Annotated in this window: 16 protein-coding genes, 1 tRNA gene, 1 riboswitch and 1 other annotated feature; of the genes, 5 read left to right on the plus strand and 12 right to left on the minus strand. The window is 37.8% G+C overall.

Features of this window, described 5'->3' with window-relative positions; all coding sequences use genetic code 11:
- Window position 1: 1 nt before the first annotated feature.
- From RT261_RS12780 to RT261_RS12830, 11 genes are all read right to left on the minus strand, one after another.
- Complete coding sequence (locus tag RT261_RS12780; RefSeq protein WP_313133014.1) at window positions 2-2,161, minus strand: prenyltransferase/squalene oxidase repeat-containing protein; 2,160 nt, start codon at window positions 2,159-2,161, stop codon at window positions 2-4.
- A gap of 357 nt (window positions 2,162-2,518) precedes the next feature.
- Window positions 2,519-2,716, minus strand: a riboswitch (cobalamin riboswitch).
- 233 nt (window positions 2,717-2,949) lie between these two features.
- Window positions 2,950-4,290 (minus strand): butyryl-CoA:acetate CoA-transferase, encoded by a 1,341-nt coding sequence (locus tag RT261_RS12785; protein WP_313133015.1) that lies wholly within the window; start codon window positions 4,288-4,290, stop codon window positions 2,950-2,952.
- Window positions 4,291-4,344: 54 nt separating this feature from the next.
- The gene (locus RT261_RS12790) at window positions 4,345-5,355 is read right to left on the minus strand and encodes an electron transfer flavoprotein subunit alpha/FixB family protein (RefSeq protein WP_313133016.1); all 1,011 of its coding nucleotides are present in this window, start codon (window positions 5,353-5,355) and stop codon (window positions 4,345-4,347) included.
- Window positions 5,356-5,414: 59 nt separating this feature from the next.
- Complete coding sequence (locus RT261_RS12795) at window positions 5,415-6,197, minus strand: electron transfer flavoprotein subunit beta/FixA family protein (RefSeq protein WP_313133017.1); 783 nt, start codon at window positions 6,195-6,197, stop codon at window positions 5,415-5,417.
- Window positions 6,198-6,224: 27 nt separating this feature from the next.
- Window positions 6,225-7,361, minus strand: coding sequence for an acyl-CoA dehydrogenase (locus RT261_RS12800; RefSeq protein WP_313133019.1), 1,137 nt, complete (start codon window positions 7,359-7,361; stop codon window positions 6,225-6,227).
- 100 nt (window positions 7,362-7,461) lie between these two features.
- The gene (locus RT261_RS12805; RefSeq protein ID WP_313133021.1) at window positions 7,462-8,301 is read right to left on the minus strand and encodes a 3-hydroxyacyl-CoA dehydrogenase family protein; all 840 of its coding nucleotides are present in this window, start codon (window positions 8,299-8,301) and stop codon (window positions 7,462-7,464) included.
- Between the two features lie 126 nt (window positions 8,302-8,427).
- Window positions 8,428-9,204: an enoyl-CoA hydratase-related protein gene (locus RT261_RS12810; protein ID WP_313133022.1), complete on the minus strand. Its 777-nt coding sequence runs from the start codon at window positions 9,202-9,204 to the stop codon at window positions 8,428-8,430.
- Window positions 9,205-9,237: 33 nt separating this feature from the next.
- Complete coding sequence (locus RT261_RS12815; RefSeq protein WP_313133024.1) at window positions 9,238-10,425, minus strand: acetyl-CoA C-acetyltransferase; 1,188 nt, start codon at window positions 10,423-10,425, stop codon at window positions 9,238-9,240.
- Window positions 10,426-10,568: 143 nt separating this feature from the next.
- Complete coding sequence (locus tag RT261_RS12820) at window positions 10,569-11,777, minus strand: FprA family A-type flavoprotein (protein ID WP_313133025.1); 1,209 nt, start codon at window positions 11,775-11,777, stop codon at window positions 10,569-10,571.
- 35 nt (window positions 11,778-11,812) lie between these two features.
- Complete coding sequence (locus RT261_RS12825) at window positions 11,813-13,717, minus strand: acyl-CoA dehydrogenase family protein (RefSeq protein ID WP_313133027.1); 1,905 nt, start codon at window positions 13,715-13,717, stop codon at window positions 11,813-11,815.
- 708 nt (window positions 13,718-14,425) lie between these two features.
- Complete coding sequence (locus tag RT261_RS12830) at window positions 14,426-14,875, minus strand: RrF2 family transcriptional regulator (RefSeq protein WP_313133028.1); 450 nt, start codon at window positions 14,873-14,875, stop codon at window positions 14,426-14,428.
- Window positions 14,876-15,091: 216 nt separating this feature from the next.
- Between RT261_RS12830 and RT261_RS12835 the strand changes: the two genes are divergently transcribed.
- Both RT261_RS12835 and RT261_RS12840 read left to right on the plus strand, forming a co-directional pair.
- A tRNA-Gln gene (locus RT261_RS12835) sits at window positions 15,092-15,163 on the plus strand.
- A 207-nt stretch (window positions 15,164-15,370) separates the two neighbouring features.
- A complete protein-coding gene (locus RT261_RS12840) occupies window positions 15,371-16,342 on the plus strand; it encodes an AEC family transporter (protein WP_313133029.1) in 972 nt (323 codons plus the stop codon).
- Window positions 16,343-16,468: 126 nt separating this feature from the next.
- Here the strand turns inward: RT261_RS12840 and RT261_RS12845 are convergent, their stop codons facing one another.
- Window positions 16,469-18,349, minus strand: a complete 1,881-nt coding sequence (locus tag RT261_RS12845; protein ID WP_313133030.1) for a collagen-binding domain-containing protein — start codon at window positions 18,347-18,349, stop codon at window positions 16,469-16,471.
- Between the two features lie 154 nt (window positions 18,350-18,503).
- Window positions 18,504-18,731: a binding site (T-box leader), on the plus strand.
- Between the two features lie 141 nt (window positions 18,732-18,872).
- Between RT261_RS12845 and RT261_RS12850 the strand changes: the two genes are divergently transcribed.
- The 3 genes from RT261_RS12850 (at window position 18,873) to RT261_RS12860 (ending at window position 21,619) form a co-directional block, all read left to right on the plus strand.
- Complete coding sequence (locus RT261_RS12850; RefSeq protein WP_313133031.1) at window positions 18,873-19,865, plus strand: ABC transporter substrate-binding protein; 993 nt, start codon at window positions 18,873-18,875, stop codon at window positions 19,863-19,865.
- An 88-nt stretch (window positions 19,866-19,953) separates the two neighbouring features.
- A complete protein-coding gene (locus RT261_RS12855; RefSeq protein WP_313133033.1) occupies window positions 19,954-20,853 on the plus strand; it encodes an ABC transporter permease in 900 nt (299 codons plus the stop codon).
- Entirely contained in the window at window positions 20,846-21,619 is a 774-nt protein-coding gene (locus RT261_RS12860) for an ABC transporter ATP-binding protein (RefSeq protein ID WP_313133034.1), read from the plus strand. The genes RT261_RS12855 and RT261_RS12860 overlap by 8 nt, the downstream gene beginning before the upstream one ends.
- The last annotated feature ends 84 nt before the right edge of the window (window positions 21,620-21,703 follow it).

The following is a 21,703-nucleotide window of genomic DNA, read 5'->3' on the forward strand; positions in this document are numbered from 1 at the left end:
ATTAATTTTTCCTTTCTTTATCTTCATTTTTCTTCTTTGTTTTTATTAGAATAGATGAACCGATGAAGCCACTTCCAATAAGTACAGATAAAGATAATATCAAAGTATTCTTTTGGCTATTTTTCTCCAGTTCCTTCTGCTGCTGTTTATATTCCTTAGATAGTTCCAAGATAGTATCTAATTTAGTATCTAATCTAGTCTCATATTTCTTAAGGAACTCTATTTCTTTATTAAGGGACTCTATTTCTTTGTTGTAATCAAAAATTGGATCTTCCTCTAATAAAGATGACATATTGGCCCCCTTTGCAATAAAATATTCCTCATTTTCTTTTATAATAAATCGGGCTCTTTTGTCCTCTATCCGAATTTTACTATGATAATTTGCTTTCTTCATCTGTGCATCATAAGTAAAGACAAGATACTCTCCCTGTTCCAAATCAGTAGAGAATTCTATAAGTGCTTCTCCCGGTAGTTCCCCTTCATGTATTAACTGTACTCCCAAAGCATCCTTGGAGAGATGCAAGATTTCATCCAAATGCTTCGTTTGATTTCTAATTCCAACTTTAAAATCCATTGGCTTATTGATATCCGTCCCGCAAAATGAAATGGTACAATCGGTTAAGCCCTCTTTCTCTTTGCTAGTCCCACTTATTATCTTGTCAGTACCCTTCCCTTCCTCGAATGCTATTTGAGGAATTATATCTTCATAGATCTGGGCACTACTTGCTTTTTTCTCATTCTGTGTTAGGGTGGTTGTCTTGATACCATCCGATTTATCACTTCTTTGGCTATCGATATTCTCTTTTTGGCTTGGCGCTTTATTTTTACCTGATTCTATATTTTTACTTGCTTCTGTTTGTTTACTTGATTCTGTCTTTTTCCCTGGTTCTGCCTTTTTACTTGATTCTGTCTTTTTAATATCTTCATTTTTATTATTGCTATTTTTTTTCTCTTCTGCTTTTGTTTTCTTATCTTCTGCTTTCTTATCTTCTGTTTTTTTCTCGTCTGCTTTCTTCTCTTCTGTTTTTTTCTCTTCTGTTACTTTTTCTTCTAATCTTTTCTCAGGGCGAAAGTCATACAAACTTCTCATCCCATTTTTTAAACGATAATAAGATACCAGACCATATAGTGTCTGTTCCGTCGCCATTCCATTTGAAATACCTGCTTGGGCATATGGATTATCCTTATCTGTTTGGTAAGAATGGGCAAATCCACCATCATCACATCGATATTTCAGAATACCATCAATTAATGTATTATTATACTTAATAAAACGACTATCTTTATACGGATCAATTCCAAGGGAACAAAGCGCTGTTAGGACTTGTACCGTACTTTCCACATTTACGGTACCCCAGCTTGTAAAATCTCCATCCTTTTCCTGTAATTGTGATAATATATTTAATGATTCTTCCACTATTTGAGAAATGGTCTTTTCTTCTTGATAAGCAAGATACTTTTTATTTGAGTTAACATAAGGTGCCAGGGCTTGAAGTGCCATGCCTGTTATATCCGGATCTGACTTTATTCCTGCTAAAGCAAAACCACCATCTTTAAGCTGACGTTTCGTAATTAAAGTAATGATGTCATCCCGTTGGTATCTTGCATTATCCGGTATAGGATAATCTAAGCTGTCCACACAAATCAGCGCCCATATAGCACCATTGATTCCTTGTCCGTCTATCCCCTTGCGGCCAGCAAAATTATAGCTTCCATCTGCAATTAAATTTATCCGATTTCCTTCCGTATCTAATCCAATATTCGTAGGATCTCCTCCCATAGCTAATACTGCCAAAGAAATACGATGCCATTCTGTTGCTTTTACAGCATGAAGTTTATTTGGCTGCTTATATCGCTCTGTGACAACTTCTGTAATTTGCTTTAGATAAGGTTCATAGGGTTCTTCCTTATACCCATACCTTCCTATTCCGATAGGGAACCAATCTCCGCTTGTTTGACCTGCACTTTCTAAGAAAATTGAATTTAGTAATGCATCATTTCCTTGTTTGGCCCATGTAATAATATCTTGAATGATTTCCTCTAACCTCTCATTCGTAACCGGAACGCTTTCTTTTTTTTGAGCGTAAACATTAACAGGATACAAAAGAAAACTAATCATAAGTAGGAAACAAATTAACCTGGTTATTACTTTTTTAATCAATGCTATCCTCCCTTTCTAATTTAAATACACAATTTTTATCATAAGCAATTTTACACTTTCCGTACTTTATAATTGACTAGTCTCCACTCAAGAGAATGAACGTTTATTCAGTGTTTTTACATGATTAGACATAAAATCCCCTCTCAAAATAAAAACGCCCGTAAGATAGAGTACCTTCCGGGCGGGATATACAAAATCAAATCGCATAGGATAACTATTTTGAAATTAACCCCATAAAAAAGCGATTTGTATTGCAAAAAAAATACTGCCAAGAAGGCAGTATTTGGACATTCTTTTAAAACCTTATAATTTTCTACATCAATTATAAGAATTAAAGTACTTTCCTTCCACACCGTCGGATTGTATAATCTATAGGCATGTCTCCTGGCTTAAAGCTTCAAACCTACTTTGTGGCCTTCCCAGACTTAACCAGTGGCTTATTCACATTTCGTAGCTTTTTACAGTAGAGTGAGCTGCTAAGTTTCTAAACTTATTCCATTTTAAGAGGCAGATGTTCTTATAACATACCTTCTCACCTATAGAACACTTATTTAATTGTAAACTGTTTCTACATAATTATTTAACTTCATAGTAAAATATACCATAAATTAATGTAAAATACTAATTTAATTTCTTTTTTGGTAAGCATGCAGTATTTCTCTGATAATATATCCATTATCAGTAATTAAATGGGAAGAAAACAGTACTCATTTTTTAACATAAATAAAAGCTTGGAAATGCCCATCTTCCAATGAGTCCCAAGCTTTTTGTCTAAAGCCTAAATTCACCTAGACCTTATTGCTTTTTTTCCATATTTTCATCTTCTCTGCTTCCGCAATTAATTGCTCCCTAAAGTCAGGATGTGCAACAGAAATAATTGCTTCGCATTTTTGCCATGTAGACAATCCTTTTAGATTCACCTTGCCATACTCCGTAACAAAATAGTGTATGGCCGGTCTGGTATCGGTCACAATAGAACCGGTATTTAATATAGGCAGAATACGTGATTTTACTTCTCCTGTTTTTGTTTTATAGGTAGAGGAACAACAGATAAAACTCTTGCCGCCTTTAGATAAATAGGCTCCTAATACAAAATCCAGTTGTCCTCCTGCACCGCTTATATGTTTAATTCCAGAGGATTCTGAATTTACCTGACCAAATAAATCCACATCTACGGCATTATTAATTGAGATAAAGTTATCAATAGCAGAAATTGTTCTAATATCATTTACATAGTCCACTGGTGCACTCATAAGTTCTGGGTTATTGTCAATGTAGTCATATAATTTTTTAGTTCCGGTACCAAATGAATAGGTTTGGCGATAGGTATCAATGGCTTTTTTAGAGCCATTGATTTTACCGGCCTTCGAGATATCAACAAAGGAATCAACATACATCTCCGTATGTACTCCCAGATCTTTTAAGTCGGAAGCAGCAATAAGTGTCCCAACCGCATCAGGCATACTGCCAATGCCTAACTGAAGACATGCTCCATTTGGAATTTCCTCCAAAATTAACTTTGCTACTTCTTCATCTATTGCATCAGGAACAGAAGGTGCCATTTCAGCAATTGGAGGATTGTCCCCTTCTACAATCATATCTACTTTTGAAATATGAATACCATTTTCGAATCCTCCAAGGCACTTGGGCATGTTCTCGTTTACTTCTACAATTATCTTTTTTGAAGTCTCACAGACTGCCATCATATGTGACGCATTTGGTCCAAAGTTAAAGTACCCGTGCTTATCCATAGGGGCTGCCTGGAACATGGCTACATCATCAGGATGGGCAGATTCCCTATAATATCTTGGCAGTTCGGAATACCTCATAGGATTGTAATATCCAAATCCCTGACTGATTGCTTTCCGCTCGATCCCGGATGTATGCCAGGAATTCCATGTAAAATGTTCGGCTACATTTTCCACCTTAAATACTTCCGGTGCCCATAATAATACTCCGCCTCTTAACTTTACATCTGACAGTTCTTCACTGCGGGCTGCCAAAGCCTTATCTAATGCCACCGGAGTACCTGTTGCCCACCCATAATCGACCCAGTCACCGGATTTAATTACTTTTACCGCTTCCCCAGCTGAAACTAATTTCTGTTCATATTCTTCATTAAATCTCATTTTGATCCTCCCAATTTATAGTTCTGCTCTTTCCATAAGTTTGTGATACTTTGTTTATTTTCCGGACATTTCAAGTTTCAATTTTTCAGTAAGTACTGGGAGAATTTTTATTGCATCCCCCACTATTCCAAAATCAGCAACATCAAATATAGGTGCTGATTCATCTTTATTTATTGCAATGATTAGGTCGGATTCCTCCATTCCTGCCAGATGCTGAATTGCTCCGGATATACCACATGCAATATACAAATTGGGCCTTACTGTCTTTCCTGTCTGACCAACCTGTATATCTTTTTCTACCCAGTTAGCATCAACACATGCTCTGGAAGCGCTGACTTCTCCCCCTAGAACCTCAGCTAAATCATTTAAGAGTTTAAAATTCTCAGGACCTCCCATTCCCCGTCCCCCTGAAACCAGAATTTTAGCATCCTGTATATCTATTTTGTTACTTTGCCTTTTGATTACATCCAGTATTTCCACATATCGGTGGTTTGGTATAAATCCCGGATTATATTTTTCAATAGCAACTTCTGCATAAAAGTTTGGTGTAGCTTTCTGCATTACCCCTGGACGAACGGTAGCCATCTGGGGACGAAAATCAGGACATAGGATGGTAGCCATTATGTTTCCGCCAAATGCTGGTCTTGTCATTCTTAAGTTTTTATTGCCTGCATCTATTTCCAGTTTCATACAGTCTGCAGTTAAGCCCGTATGTACCCTTGCAGATACGCGAGGTGCAAGATCACGGCCAATTGCGGTTGCACCATAAAGTACAATTTCGGGTTTATATTTTTCAATTACGCTATACATTGCATGGGCATAAGGCTCCGTTGTATAAATTTCTAAAGCAGGATCATCTATAAGTATTACCTTGTCTGCACCATACCCTGCTAATTCATCTACTAAATCGCCTACTCCGAATCCTAATAATACTGCTGTGACTTCTGTACCCAAGTCTTCTGCAAGTTCTTTTCCTCTTCCAAGGAGTTCAAAAGAAACTCCGGATATTTTATTATCGATTTGTTGTACGAAGATAAATATCCCTTTATAATTTTCAAAGTCCATTCTACTCACCACTTTCTATTGATATAAGCAAAGGGAATATTCCCATTTTCCTGATAAAGTTACAATATAAATTTTTCTTTAAGCTTTTCAATAATATATTCCGCAGATTCCTCCGGATTCAAAGTAACTTTCTGTCCGCTTCCCTTTACATTCTTAGGGAAAGACCGTGCAACCTTTGTAGGTGAACCTTTTAAGCCAAGATTACTGTCATCAATGGTTATATCTCCCCGTCCCCATATGATGACCTCTTTCTCCCGATATGCATCAAAGATTCCCCCCGGTGTCATATAACGGGGCTTATTCAATTCTGAAAGTGCTGTGATTAGGCAGGGCATTTTAGCTTTTACAATATGATAGGTATCTTCGTATTGGCGCTTTACAATAACATTGTTACCTTCTACTTTGATTTCTTCTGCATAGCTAACATTAGCAATGCCAAGGTGCTCTGCAATCTGAGGCCCAACTTGTGCAGTATCCCCATCAATTGCCTGGCGTCCTGTAATAATTAAGTCATATTCTAAGTTTTTAATCGCTGCTGCAAGCGTGGAAGAAGTTGCCCAGGTATCAGCTCCTCCAAATGCTCTATCTGTTACTAAATAAGCATTATCAGCACCCATAGCCAGTGCTTCCCTTAATACAGCATCTGCTTGTGGAGGCCCCATGGATATAACGGAAACTTCTGCTCCCTGTTCATCTTTTATTCCTAATGCTGCTTCTAATCCAGCTTTATCATCTGGATTCATGATACTTGGTACTCCTTCTCGAATCAAAGTACCAGTGGCCGGATCTAATCTTACTTCATTGGTGTCCGGAACTTGCTTAATACAAACTATGATCTTCACTTGACTCACTCCCTTTTATGAATATATTTATAATAAGTTTCCGGATATAACCATGCGCTGTACTTCCGAGGTACCTTCGTAAATTTCCGTAATCTTAGCATCACGCATCATTCGTTCCACATCATATTCTCTTGTATATCCATATCCCCCATGAAGCTGAACCGCCTTACTTGTAACCTCACTTGCTACTTCTGATGCATATAATTTAGCCATGGCTGCTTCTAATGAAAATGTCTTCTGTGTATCTTTGGCCATAGCCGCTTTATAAACCAGCATTCTGGCTGCTTCTACTTTGGTGGCCATATCTGCAATTTGGAACTGGGTATTCTGAAATTTAGAAATTGGTTTACCGAATTGTTTTCTTTCCTTAACATAAGCTATGGTAGTTTCCAAAGCTCCAGCTGCAAGTCCAAGGGCTTGTGCAGCAATACCAATTCTTCCTCCATCCAGCGTCTGCATGGCAATAACAAATCCTTTACCCTCTTCTCCAAGCAAGTTGTCTTTTGGAATTCTACAATCTGTGAAAGTTAATTCATAGGTGGCTGAGCCACGAATTCCCATTTTCTTCTCCTTTGTACCAAAAGCAAATCCAGGCGTACCCTTTTCAACGATAAAGGCGGATATCCCCCTGGTTCCCTTAGATTTATCTGTCATTGCAAAGATAATATAGGTATCCGCTTCTTTACCGTTGGTAATAAATATTTTAGAACCATTCAGAATATATTCATCTCCAGCTAAAACTGCCTTTGTCTGCTGTCCTGCCGCATCGGTTCCGGCATTGGGTTCTGTTAATCCAAATGCTCCTAATTTTTCACCTCTAGCAAGTGGTTTTAAAAATTTTTCCTTCTGTTCTTTCGTACCAAATTTTCTAAGTGGATCAGAACATAGTGAGGTATGAGCGGAAACAATTACACTTGTAGTGCCACAGACTTTTGCTAATTCTTCAACGCATAATACATAAGTTAATGTATCGCACCCCTGTCCACCGTCTTCTTTGGAAATTGGAATTCCTAGAAACCCGAATTTTTTCATTTTCTCCACTGTTTCTTTTGGAAAAGCTTCGGTTTCATCTATTTCTCTGGCAAGAGGTTTTACTTCCTTCTGGGCAAATTCTCTGAATAGATTTCTAGCCATCTCATGCTCTTTACTTAAGGTAAAATCCATATCCATTCCTCCAAACTATATTTTTATGCATGTTAATAAGTTAGTCTGTATTCACTCATTTTCTTTTTAAACACAGCTAACTTATTAATCTGCCCGGTACTTATTTGCCGTAATTATAAAATCCTTCTCCGGTTTTTACCCCTAACTTACCTCCCCGGACCATTTTCTTTAATAATGGATTTGGACGGTATTTGGGATCTCCTGTTTCTCTTTGAAGAACTTCCATAATGGAAAGTACAATATCCAGTCCAATTAGATCTCCTAAAGCTAAAGGTCCCATGGGATGATTAGCACCCAGTTTCATAGCCGTATCAATATCTTCTGCAGAAGCCAGACCTTCTGCATAAATTCCAACTGCCTCATTAATCATTGGAATTAATATTCGGTTTACAACAAATCCCGGACCCTCTTTTATTTGAACCGGTGTTTTACCAAGGTCTTCTGCGATGGTCTTAATTTTCTCTGCCAGTTCATCCGGAGTATTTAAACCGGCAATTACTTCAACAAGCTTCATAACAGGAGCCGGATTGAAGAAGTGCATGCCTACAACCGGTCTGTCCAGTCCCTTTCCAATTTCAGTGATTGAAAGGGAGGAGGTATTGGTTGCAAATATAGTGTCAGGCCTGCATATTTCCTGTAACTCTTTAAAGGTTTGTTTTTTCACATTTATATCTTCTAATGCCACTTCTATAATTAAATCACAATCTGTGCACAAGTCTTTTGTACCTGTAGTAATTTTATTTAAAACTGCATCCGCTGCACTTTGCTCCATTTTTCCTTTTAGAACCCGTCCCTGTAATGATTTTGCAATTTTTTGTTTTCCATTCTCAGCAAATTCATTATTGATATCACATAAAACAACGGAATAGCCTTCTGTGCCTGCAAATGCCTGTGCAATACCGGAACCCATCGTTCCTGCACCGATAACACCTATTTTCATAATAAACCTCTATTCCGGCGTATTAGCGCCTTTTTAATAAGATAACAATTTTTCATTGTACAAATATTGGTTGAAAAAATATTATATTAACCCGGATCAACTCCGGCTCTATAGCTTCTTTTAAAATTATTTGTTTATAAAAGCCGTTGCCTTTCTTTTTTCCAAAAAAGCAGCCATACCTTCTTTTTGATCTTCCGTTTCGAAACAACTTCCAAATAATGCTTCTTCTATTTTGATTCCGCCGTCCATATCCGTCTGCAACCCATTATTTATTGCTTTTTTTGCTGCTCGGACAGCGATGGGGGCATTTTTAGCAATTTTAGAAGCCATTTTTAAAGCCTGTTCCATAAGTTCCTCTTGAGGATATACTCCATTTATTAAACCTATTCTATAGGCCTCCGCTGATTTTATATTGCCTGCTGTATAAATCATTTCCTTGGCTTTTCCCACACTTATCAAGCGTGCCAATCTTTGGGTTCCTCCAAATCCGGGAATAATTCCAAGTCCTGTTTCCGGCTGCCCAAATACAGCATTTTCTGAGCATATTCTAATGTCACAGCTCATTGCAAGTTCACATCCGCCCCCAAGGGCATATCCGTTTACAGCCGCTATTACAGGGCTTGGAAAAGTCTCTATTTTTCTGAATACCTCATTACCGGTTCTACCAAAAGTTTCACCTTCTGCTTTTGTAAGTTTATGCATTTCACTAATGTCAGCCCCTGCTACAAAAGCTTTATCACCTGAACCGGTAATAATAACGGCTCTGATCCTATCCTGATCTATTTCGTCAAGTACTTTATCCAATTCTTTTAAAACAGCTGTATTTAGCGCATTTAATGCTTTGGTACGATTGATAGTGATAATAGATATATTATTTTGCTCCCCATATGTAACAAATTCCATAAAGCACTTCCTTTCACTTACTTTTTTAATTCTCTATTCTTCTTTCTTTACGATTGCAGAAACGCCCATTCCTCCACCAACGCATAAAGTAGCAAGACCCAGTCTGGCATCTTTTCTTCTTTGCATTTCATAGAGTAAGGTAACTAAAATCCTGCATCCGGAAGCTCCCACCGGATGACCAAGAGCAATTGCTCCACCATTTACATTCAGTTTATTATGATCAAAATGAAGTTCTTTATCTACTGCTAAAGCTTGTGCAGCAAAGGCTTCATTTGCCTCTACCAGGTCTATTTGCTCCATTTTTAAATTGGATTTATTCAAAGCTTTTCTTGTGGATTCGATAGGGCCTATACCCATAATTGAGGGATCCACTCCCGCTGATGTACCAACTACCCATGTTGCCATTGGTTTGATTCCAAGTTCTTTTGCTTTTTCCTGGCTCATAACTACTATTGCTGCTGCGCCGTCATTAATTCCTGAAGCATTACCGGCTGTAACGGTTCCCCCTGCTTTAAATGCCGGTTTCAGTTTTCCAAGGCTTTCTGCCGTAACTCCATTTCTGGGGCCTTCGTCTGTATCAAAGATAATGGTTTCTTTTTTAGTCTTTATTTCTACCGGCACAATTTCATCTTTAAATACACCTTGAATCATTGCCTTTTCACACTTTTGCTGGGACCAGGCTGCAAATTCATCCTGTGCTTCACGGCTTATATTATATTTTTCAGCAACATTTTCTGCCGTAATACCCATATGATAATCATGCATTACATCCCACAATCCATCATTAACCATGGTGTCTATCATGGCTGCATTATTCATACGGTAGCCGTAACGGGCTTTTGTCAGAGCATAAGGAGCCATGGACATATTCTCCATTCCCCCTGCTACTACGATATCTGCTTCTCCTGCCATAATCATTGCTGCTGCCATGTTTACACATTTTAAACCGGAGCCGCATACATTATTTACTGTTAAAGCTGGTTTTTCTATGGGTATCCCGGCCTTAAGTGCTGCCTGTCGTGCTATATTCTGCCCTTGTGCTGCCTGAAGTACGCAGCCCATAAGAATTTCGTCCACTTGCTCCGGGTCTACTCCTGATCTTTTAAGCGCTTCTTTTATAACAACAGCTCCCAAATCTGCTGCCGGTATATCTGATAGAGCACCTCCCATTTTACCAACAGCTGTACGGCATGCTCCTGCCAATACTACTTTTTTAGTCATATTCTCCTCCATTTCCCACTGTTTCGTGGCTTTTAATCATAGAACTTTGATATACGTTTATTAAAAGGAGCTGTTTCACCTGATTAAAACTAATCATTTGTAACAGCCCCGGGTGTATGTTTGTGTTGTTATGGGTAGTCTATTTATAATTTATTTATGGAAGTAATAATGCTGTCAACAAGGGCATCCATTTCCGGAAGATTATCCTCGTTCATAGATGAGTTTAATGTAATCTTTTCATCCAGGATATTAATTTCTTTCATTTCATTGTCTAAAAAGTCATGAATTAAAGTTCCTGATTTGCAGGCCCAGGAACCATTCTCCAGTATGGCAAAGGTACGTTTTTGAAGATTCAATGCCTTCATGTCCATAAGATAATTATGAATCAGTGGATACATCCCAAGATTGTATGTAACGGAAGCAAGTACTACGTGGCTGAGACGGAAAGTTTCCGAAATCAGGGTAGACACATGAGTATTGGATACATCATACATTACAACGTTTGTTATGCCTTTTTCCACAAGACTGGAGGCTAGCGCACCGGCAGCACTTTCTGTATTGCCATACATGGAAGCATATACAATCATGACGCCCTTTTCTTCCGGCTCATATCTGCTCCATTTGTCATATTTATCTAAGAAATATCCTAAATCAGAGCGCCAAACAGGTCCGTGCAACGGACAAATGATTTTAATATCAATTGTACCTGCCTTTTTAAGAAGAGCCTGAACATGAGTCCCGTATTTTCCAACAATATTTGTAAAGTAACGTCTTGCATCGTCAATCCAGTCACGATCAAAGTTTACCTCGTCATTAAAAAGCTTGCCATCTAAAGCGCCGAAAGAGCCAAAGGCGTCTGCGGAGAATAAAACACCGTTTGTAGTATCAAAAGTTACCATAGCCTCCGGCCAGTGAACCATAGGTGCGGATACGAAGACTACCTCATGCTTCCCAAAGGACATGGTGTCTCCTTCTTTCACCTCAAGCATACGTCCGTCAACCTGGAAACCGAACTGGTGCATAAGCATAAAAGCTTTTTCTGTACTAACGACTTTAGCCTTAGGATAGCGTAAGAGAATTTCTTCTATCGACGCTCCGTGATCTGGTTCCATGTGGTTAATAACAAGATAATCCAATTGTCTCCCATCTAAAAGCTTTTCAATGTTTTCTAAAAATTGTCTGCAAACAGACCAGTCTACTGTATCAAACAGCACTGTTTTTTTGTCTAATAGTAAATATGAATTATAGGAAACTCCTCTGGGGATAGGATGAATATTTTCAAATAAGGCAAGGCGGTGATCATTTGCTCCCACCCAATAGAGATCTTCCGTTACATTTCTTACACAATACATGTTCAATCCTCCTTAACAATGTTTTTCTTTCTTATTTATACCTCTATAAATTGGTCTTTTTCTTCACCACATTCCGGACAGATCCATTCTTCCGGAAGTTTATCGAATAAGGTTCCCGGATATATTTCATTTTCAACATCACCTATACCAGGGTCATACTCGTATCCACATCCATTGCAGACATAATGTTTCCAAGAAGGTGCCACTTTCTTTGGAACTGCACGTTTCATCTTCTTCATAGGTGGAGCAGGTTTCTTTGGTTCTCCATTATCCAGGGCCTGAGTCAGCAATGGAACAATTTCCATTAAGTCTCCAACAATACCGTAATCACAATTCTTAAAGATAGGTGCATTGGGATTATTGTTAATTGCAACTATAGTAGACGCATCCTTAATTCCTTTCAAATGCTGGCCTGCACCGGAGATACCACATGCAATATAAAGATTGCCATTAAATTTCTGCCCGGACATACCCACATATCGATTTAGAGGTAGATAATGCAGGGTTTCTGCTACCGGGCGAGAAGATCCAAGGGCTGCACCAGCCTGAACAGCAAGAGCCTTTATCAAGTCCATGTTCTCTTTTTCACCAATTCCTTTACCTGCACTAACCACTCTTTCTGCTTTGACAATAGGGGTATCCATATCAATACCTACTGTAAAGTCATATCCATCTTTAACGAGGGATTCTACTAATGCGGCTACACGTTCTGCAGGAGTACCGTCTTTGATAATCATCTTTTTTCGGACACCGGTTGCCGGACCTGGTTTTGCTCCCCTAAGAGTCTGATTTTTCGGCATTTTACCAATAATATGGGAGGCAATAACTACTCTCTGAATCTCGTTAGTACCTTCATAAATGGTACAGATTTTAGCATCACGGTAAGCTCTTTCCACTTCCATACCTTTCAGATAACCATTGCCGCCAAATATTTGAAGGGCATCATTTACAATTTCTAAGCATACATCGGAGGCATATTGTTTTGCCATAGCAGCCTCCATACTATATGGTTCATGGTATTCTTTCAGTTCGGCGGCACTGTAGATTAATAGCCTTGCAGCACGAAGCTTCGTAGCCATATCTGCTAATTTAAAAGCAATAATCTGCTGCTGGCAAATAGGTTTACCAAACTGTACACGTTCTTTCGAATACTCCAGGGCATTCTCATAAGCTCCTTGTGCAATACCTAAAGCTTGTGCTGCAATTCCAATACGTCCACCGTCAAGGGTGCTCATAGCAATCTTAAATCCTTCTCCCTCTTTGCCCAGCAGATTTTCTTTTGGAACTTTTACATTATTAAAGATTAATTCTGCAGTGGAGGAAGAACGAATTCCAAGTTTGTCGTAATGGTCACCAAAAGTGAATCCCTCCCAACCTTTTTCAACGATGAAAGCGCTGATACCATGTATTCCATAATCCGGATCCGTCATGGCAAAAACTACATAGGTATCTGCTTTGTCGGCATTAGTAATAAAGATCTTTCCACCATTTAAGATATAGTAATCACCTTCCAGTTCCGCAGTTGTTTCTGTTCCGCCGGCATCGCTTCCAGCATTGGGTTCTGTAAGTCCGAATGCACCTATCTTCTCTCCTTTGGCTAGTGGTACAAGATATTTCTGCTTTTGTTCTTCTGTACCGTAAGCAAATATTGGCCAACTGCCAAGGGAAGTATGGGCAGAAAGGATAACACCAGTGCCGCCGTCTACACGGGAAAGTTCCTCAACAGCAATGGCATAGCTGATGATATCTAAGCCCATGCCGCCATATTCCTTCGAATAGGGGATACCCATGTATCCCATTTCACCCAGCTTCTGGATAGCATCTGTGGGAAATTCACTTTCTTTGTCCAGCAAAAAAGCTAAAGGTTTCACTTCCGCTTCTGCAAACTCCCGGATTTTTGCTCGCAAATCTTCATGATCTGCCGTGGTTTTAAATAACATACTACTTCCTCCTTGTTTTACTTTTAAATTTTATATTTTATGTTTACAAACTCCTCGTATGGAATTTATAAACAGAATATATTAATTGGCAGGATGTTATTGATATAAAAGAGAATAGTTTTTTAATACTTGATAAAATTCATCCACTTTATATGTAAAAAATTATTCCTCTTCCAAAACTTCCGCACTTTCAGGCTGCCTCGGAATAATCAGCCTGATTTTAAAACTATTTAAATGCTTAATAATATCTTTGTTGTATTCATAATAGAATACATTTTAATGGGATTACTTATGAATAAATAGATTAGTCTTAATAAAAATAGATTAGCCTTAGTAAAACTGATTAGCCTTAATAAAAATAGATTAGTCTTAGTAAAATGATTAGCTTTAGTAATATTGATTAGCCTTAATAAAATAGTTAGTCTTAGTAAAATGATTAGCTTTAGTAATATTGATTAGCCTCAGTAATATTGATTAGCTTGGTAATATTGATTAGCCTTAATATAATAGATTACTCTTTATAGATAGATTAGTTTAATACTTGACAATTTTCATCCACTTTACGCGCAAAAAAAATTAGCACATATAAAGTGGTGCATATTACAATATTGTTAGTATTTTAACAGATTTGTTGTAGATATGTTTCCGTAGCTCTATACCCACTTTATGTGTATAAAATTATATACAAATAAAGTGGTACGCATTACGTTATCCTTCGTCTTTTGATAAGATTTGATGTAAACTGTGTTTTTGTAATTCTAAATCAACTACATCTTGAATCTGGATCAGATGTTTATGAATCGTACATTTAAAAGTACGGTTCTGGTGTAAGGAACACTGATATTCAGGATTCAGACAGGAACTGATAAGCTTTTTAGATTCCACAATTTCTATTAAGTCGTACAAGCTTACGTTTTTAAGATCCGCAATTAGCCGACTGCCTCCATCTACCCCCCGGGTAATCTGGACAAGTCCGGCCCGCTCCAACTTCTTTAATATTTTATAAGCAAATTGTTTCGGAATGGATTCTTTTTCACACAAATCCCCTGTTGTAACCAGTTCCCCATTCAAAAGTGCACGAAAGATTCGAAGAGCATAATCGGTTTCTCGTGTAATTATCAGAACTTTATCCTCCGTTCCATAATTTTCTTTATGCAATATCTACAACGTCACTTTAACATACTGGATAATAATAGTCAAGTATAACAATGAAAATAATTATATTTTTTTATATCTTCATAAATACCTTTAAAATGGGTTAAAATAGTATGGTCAATAATATTAATAATTTTAAAAATAATGCTTGAAAAGTGGAACAGCATTTGTTATAATATCATTCGTGGCTATGAAGTAGCCGCCAATCGAATCAAATAATGGGCTATCGCCAAACGGTAAGGCACTGGACTCTGACTCCAGCATTTCAAGGTTCGAATCCTTGTAGCCCAGTTAAAACCCTTGATTTTCAAGGGTTTTTTATTTTGAATTTATAAGAAAGTTCTATATAAGTTAATCTGATTCTCATAATTTCAAATTCGCTTTTAACGAATTTGACTTTCAAAACAATATTTGATAGTATCAGATATTAGATTTGGTAAATATTAGAGCCTTTAACTGTTAATAAAGAGTAATTAAAGTGTCAGGAGTAATTAAATCATGTCTGTTAGTAGTATTTCATTAAATCAAATTGTAATCATGTTTATCATCGTCTTAATTGGCTTTATCTGTTATAAAATTAAGCTGATTGACTCAGAAACCAACAAACAGTTGTCAAATCTTTTATTAATGTTAGTAAATCCCCTTGTTATTTTTATTTCATATCAAAGAGAGTTTACCAAAGAATTACTCCATGGATTACTTATTTCTTTACTTTTAGCAGCTATTACCCATGCCGTAGCTATCTTAGTTTCTTATGTATTATTAAGAAAAAGGCCTTTATTCTTTAAGGGGAGAAATTCAGATAGAGAAAATGAAAATCCAATGAATTCAGATGTGGCAATTGAACGTTTTTCTGCAATATATTCTAACTGTGGATTTATGGGCATTCCCTTGGTAAATGGTATTTATGGAAGTGAAGGAGTCTTTTATCTAACAGCTTATATGACTATTTTTAATATTCTTATCTGGACCCATGGAATTGTTATGATTGCCGGAAAACAAGATAAAAAAACAACCATTAAGATGTTAATGTCACCTACTATTTTTGCTACGATCTTAGGTTTCGTATTATTTATGATTCAAATTCAATTTCCTGCTGCTATATTAGAAGCTTTTACATATGTTGCCGGTCTTAATACACCTTTAGCTATGCTTGTAGCAGGTGTGACGATTGGGCAGACTCAGATTACAAAAGCCTTTACTAAGTTTAGAGTGTATTATACAACTTTGATTAAATTATTAATAATACCTCTATTGTTGCTGCTGCTCTATAGTAGATTTTCTATTGATAAGCCTTTACTAATTACCGCCATACTTGCAGCTGCTTGTCCTGCTGCTGCAACAGGTACTTTATTTGCCCTTAGATTTGATAAAAATGCTTTATATGCATCGGAATTATTCGCCATAACAACTATATTTTCCTTAGGCTCTATTCCATTGCTTATGACCATAGCAGAGTTATTAACTTAAAAAAATATCGCACAAAGAGACTGTCTCTAAAATGAAACAGTCTCTTTTTTATAAAATATACCTAACCCTCATAAAAATCTACAGTGCCTATATTAATCTTTTGTTCTAAAAGCCTATATCTATTATCTATTCCAACATAAAGTTACGAACACCAACGTTTTTCAAAGTAACGATTGGCTTACATTTATCTGATTTTTTATAATGAGCTGCCGGACATATCTCTAATATATAGCTTCCATCATATGGAACCTCGAATTCAAAGCATCCGCAATATGCTATAGTATCACAGTAGAGCAGCGTTTTCGTGTTATCATATAATTCAAATAATTTAATTTCCCATTCATGGCATTTACAGCAATTGCATCCCCAGATACATCCATATATAATTCCCGGTTCAATCAGGCATTCCTCACATGGCGGGCATGGCGGACATGTCGGGCATGGTGGACATGGGCGTGGTGCCGGGCATGGTGGGCATGGCGGACACGGCTGCGGTTCCGGACATTCCGGACATACTCTTGGAACAGGGAATGGAATAAACTCTATTTCTCTCGTTGGTTCAGGGCATACCGGGCATTCCGGACATGGTGGGCATGGGCGCGGTTCCGGGCATGCTGGACATGGTGGACACGGGCGAGGTACCGGACACTCAGGACATGGCAGTGGTTCCGGACATGGACGTGGCTCCGGACATGCTGGACATGGCGGTGGTTCTGGACATGGGCGTGGTGCCGGACATGTTGGACATGGCGGTGGTTCCGGACATGGACGGGGTGCTGGGCACTCTGGACATGGTGGTGGTTCCGGACATGGACGGGGTGCCGGGCATGGCGGTGGTTCCGGACATGACTGTGGTTGTGGACATGGCTGCGGTTGTGGACATGGTGCTGGTGTAGGACATTCCGGACAGGCTGGTGCAGGTGCAGGGGCCGGTGCGGGAGCTGGTGCAGGTGCGGGGGCGGGCGCTGGTGCTGGTGCTAATTCTCTACATATAACTCTTCCTCTAAATGGCAGGGCATGGAATTCAAATCCGCTTCCTGCGCTTACTGCAAAAGAGTTAAATGCTGCATTACCATTTACATTACCACCTGTAGGATGTGCATGAAATGTAGCTTGTGGTGCTAATATGCTTCCCCATATTGCCGCTGGTACTTCCATATGAATATCTGTTGCATCTTCAAATACATACAAAGTACGATCAGCCCGTCTTTCTTCTCCAACTAATCCATATTGAAGGTGAGCTTGATTACCGGTTCTTATTTTTACAATTACTGTACTGCCTTCCGGCACTTCAGCTCGTATTCCCTTGTTTAACACTCCATTTGGCCTTGCGTCAATGAGAAATACGTTTTGTTGTGGATCTGTTCCACGAAGGACCCATTCATGGAAGTTATCTACAACGGTACCATTTACAGGCAGGTTGGCTATACAATTCTTACTGTTCATAAGACTTTCTCTTGCATCTTGGAAGAATGCCTGCACATTTGCATTCACTCTTCTTGAAGGAATAAAACGAGGAACATCATAACTGGAAATTAAATAATGATTTCCCTTATCTGTCGGTGCCCAATAAGGGCTTCCCCCTGCTGCTTCATATAAAAACTTTAATTCTTCAAGCTGATTAGGTGTACCATCTTTTCCTATTAAATAAGTACTTCCTTTGGCGACATTAAAGTTTCCGCCTCCCATAACATGGCCGCCTACTACTAAAGGGCCTCTTATTGCTGTATTTCCACCAACTAAAAATCTTACCCCATCCGGTGTATATTCACCCTGGGTAAGTCTTCCGTCTTTTCCAAAACCGACGGTCAATCCTCTTGGGCTGGAAAAGTTTCTTCCTACTGCCATATTACCTGTAATGTCTACAATGTTATTGGCATCTTGAAGCACAATAACATTATATTGAGAAGCCGCCCCGAATGGCTGCCCCTCTATATCAAACCAGCTAATATCATCGTAAGGTAAACCAACATTTGTTTGACTATTTATTCTATTAACGTTATCCATTTGGTCTCCTGAATTTACCTGGATTAAATAATCCTTATTCTTAATTCAGTTTATTCATATAGGTATAAAATAGTGCAAGTTTTTCCTTCGAATTATTTAAAAATATATCATTGACAAATTTGAATCTCCGTATTACAATAACTTTAATTAATAAGTGAAACCTTTGAGAAAGAAGAGTAAGCTTTAATACAACATTACAGAGAGTCGCAGTTGGTGGAATGCGATATGGAGTTTTTAGCTGAATGGACTTTTGAGGGCAACCCGAACTAATAGTAGGCGTTGACGGAAACCATAACCGTTATTATATGGCATATATGTTTGTATATGATAAAGTGGACTTATGTCAAATTGAGTGGTACCGCGGATTTTATTCGTCTCAAGTATATTTTATACTTGGGGCTTTTTTTATGAATAAAAATCACTGAATTGACTAATACAAATTAAGCGAAATCAAACATATTCACTTATTAAGTATTAATCCGAAAGATGAGAGAAAAACTTAATAATGAAAGGAAATGATAGTATGAAAAAAAGTATTTCTTTAGTAATTGTATTAGTATTAGCACTTAGTTTGTTTGCAGGATGCAGCAAAAAAGAAGATGGAAAAGTAACAATTGGAATCGCCCAGTTTGCGGAACATGGCTCCCTGGATAACTGCCGTGAAGGTTTCTTGGCCGGATTAGCAGAAGAAGGTTTTGTAGAAAAAGAAAATTTAACCGTGCTATATGAAAATGCACAGGCAAATGGTGGTACTGCTAACCAAATCTCCACCAACTTTATAGCTAAAAAGGCAGACCTGATTGCAGCCATTGCTACACCTATGGCACAAAGCGCTTATGGAGCTGCCAAGAAGGCAAATACTCCAGTTATATTTACGGCAGTAACAGACCCCATTTTAGCTGAGTTAGCAAAGGAAGACGGTACACCTGTCGGGGAAATTACCGGAACCAGTGATAAACTTCCCGTTGAACAACAACTTGAAATGATTCGTTCCATTTTACCAGAAGCGAAAAAAATCGGTATTTTATACAGTACCAGTGAAGTTAACTCCATATCGGCAATTAAGGAATATAAAGAAAAAGCTGCGGACTATGGTTTTGAAATCATAGAAAGCGGAATATCCGCCCCTGCTGATATTCCACTTGCAACCGATAATTTATTGGGCAAAGTTGATTGCCTCACTAATTTAACGGATAACACTGTTGTAAGTTCTCTTCCAACCATATTAAATAAAGCCGGTAAAAAAGGTATTCCGGTGTTCGGAAGTGAAATAGAACAAGTAAAAATCGGCTGTCTGGCTGCTATGGGACTTAACTATTATGAGCTGGGAGTTAAAACCGGCAAAATGGCAGCTAAAATTTTAAAAGGTGAAAGCAAAGCAAGTGATATGAATTTTGAAGTATTTAAAGAAGCATCTTTTTATGGTAATACTTCTGTTGCAGAGAATCTTGGAATCACTTTACCACAGGACTTAATAAGTTCTGCCGCCGAAATGTTTAGCACCATAGCGGAATAATAAGGTAAACAGGATAACTGCAGCAAGTTTATGTTTGAGCTACGATACAAATTGGAGATGGCAAAAACAGCGCAGAAATGAGGTAAACATGATAGAACTTTTATTTAACTTAATTCTAGGTGTGTTAGAAGAAGGCTTGGCTTATGCAATAATGGCACTTGGTGTATACATTACCTATAAAATATTAGATTTTCCGGATTTGTCGGTAGACGGGACTTTCCCGTTAGGAGGTGCAGTAGCCGTAGTGCTGATTATTGCAGGTGTAAACCCTGTATTAACCCTGTTTATCTCCTTCTTAGCTGGTGCCTTGGCAGGAACCATTTCCGGATTGATTCACGTAAAACTAAGAGTAAGGGACTTATTTTCCGGTATCATTATGATGACAGCATTGTATTCCATTAATTTAAGAATTGCAGGTACATCCAACGTACCTATCTTTTCAAAAGAAACCATCTTTGAAAATAGCTTTTTAGAAAAATACATGCCTGAAAATTTAAAACCTTATATTACGGTTATTATTTTATTTATTATAGTACTGATTATGAAATTAATTTTGGACTTTTATTTGAATACCAAATCCGGCTATTTATTAAGAGCCGTTGGTGATAATTCAACCTTGGTTACTTCCCTTGCCATTGATAAAGGAAAAGTAAAAATTATTGGTCTGGCTTTGGCTAATGGTTTTGTTGCCCTGGCCGGTGCTGTGTATTCTCAAAAGTCCGGCTACTTTGAAATCTCTACGGGAACCGGTACAATGACCATTGGACTTGCAAGCGTAATCATTGGAACCAATTTATTTAGAAGAGCTTCTTTTATCAAAACAACAACTGCTGTAATTATTGGTTCTTTGTTATATAAACTTTGCGTTTCCTTTGCTATTTCCTTTGGAATGGAAGCTTCCGATTTAAAGCTTATTACCGCTATCCTATTCTTAGGTATTCTGGTAGTAAGTAACGAGCGAAAAAGGAAGGTGAAATCAAATGCTTGAATTACGTAATATAAATAAATACTATAATCCCGGAACGATTAATGAAATGTGTTTGTTTGACAAGTTTAATCTAATTATTAAAGACAAAGAATTTGTTTCTGTTGTCGGAAGTAATGGTTCTGGAAAAACATCTTTGCTTAATATTATTTGCGGCAGCATACCCATTGACAGCGGTAGAATTATCATAAACGACAAAGATATCAGTAATATTCCAGAGTTCAAACGTGGCCGTCACATTGGTCGTGTTTATCAGAATCCTTCCATGGGCACCTGCCCCCATATGACCATTTTAGAAAATATGTCTTTGGCAGATAATAAAGGAAAGCCTTTTAATTTACGTAAGGGTACTACTAAAAGCAGAATTGATTATTACCGTGAATTATTACATTCTCTAAATCTTGGGCTTGAGGATAAATTAAGTATACCGGTAGGCTCCCTATCCGGCGGGCAAAGGCAGGCCATGTCTCTTCTCATGTCTACTATGGCACCCATCGAATTCTTAATTCTGGATGAACATACTGCTGCTCTGGATCCAAAAACAGCTGAGCTTATTATGGAATTAACTGATAAAATTGTAAAAGACAAAAAGTTAACTACTATTATGATAACTCACAATCTCCGTTATGCTGTTGAATATGGCAATCGCCTTATTATGATGCATCAGGGAAATGTAATTATGGATAAATCCGGTGAAGAAAAAACAAATTTAAAAGTAGATGATATTCTTGATAAATTTACAGAAATTAGTATTGAGCTTGGAAATTAACATATCAATTCTTTATGGTTATTCACTTCACTATGCTGTACTTTCCATCATTGAATTACACTCCTCGAATACAGTTAAAGAAAA

The sequence above is a fragment of the Anaerocolumna sp. genome (assembly GCF_032079385.1).
Classification (GTDB): Bacteria; Bacillota; Clostridia; order Lachnospirales; family Lachnospiraceae; genus Anaerocolumna.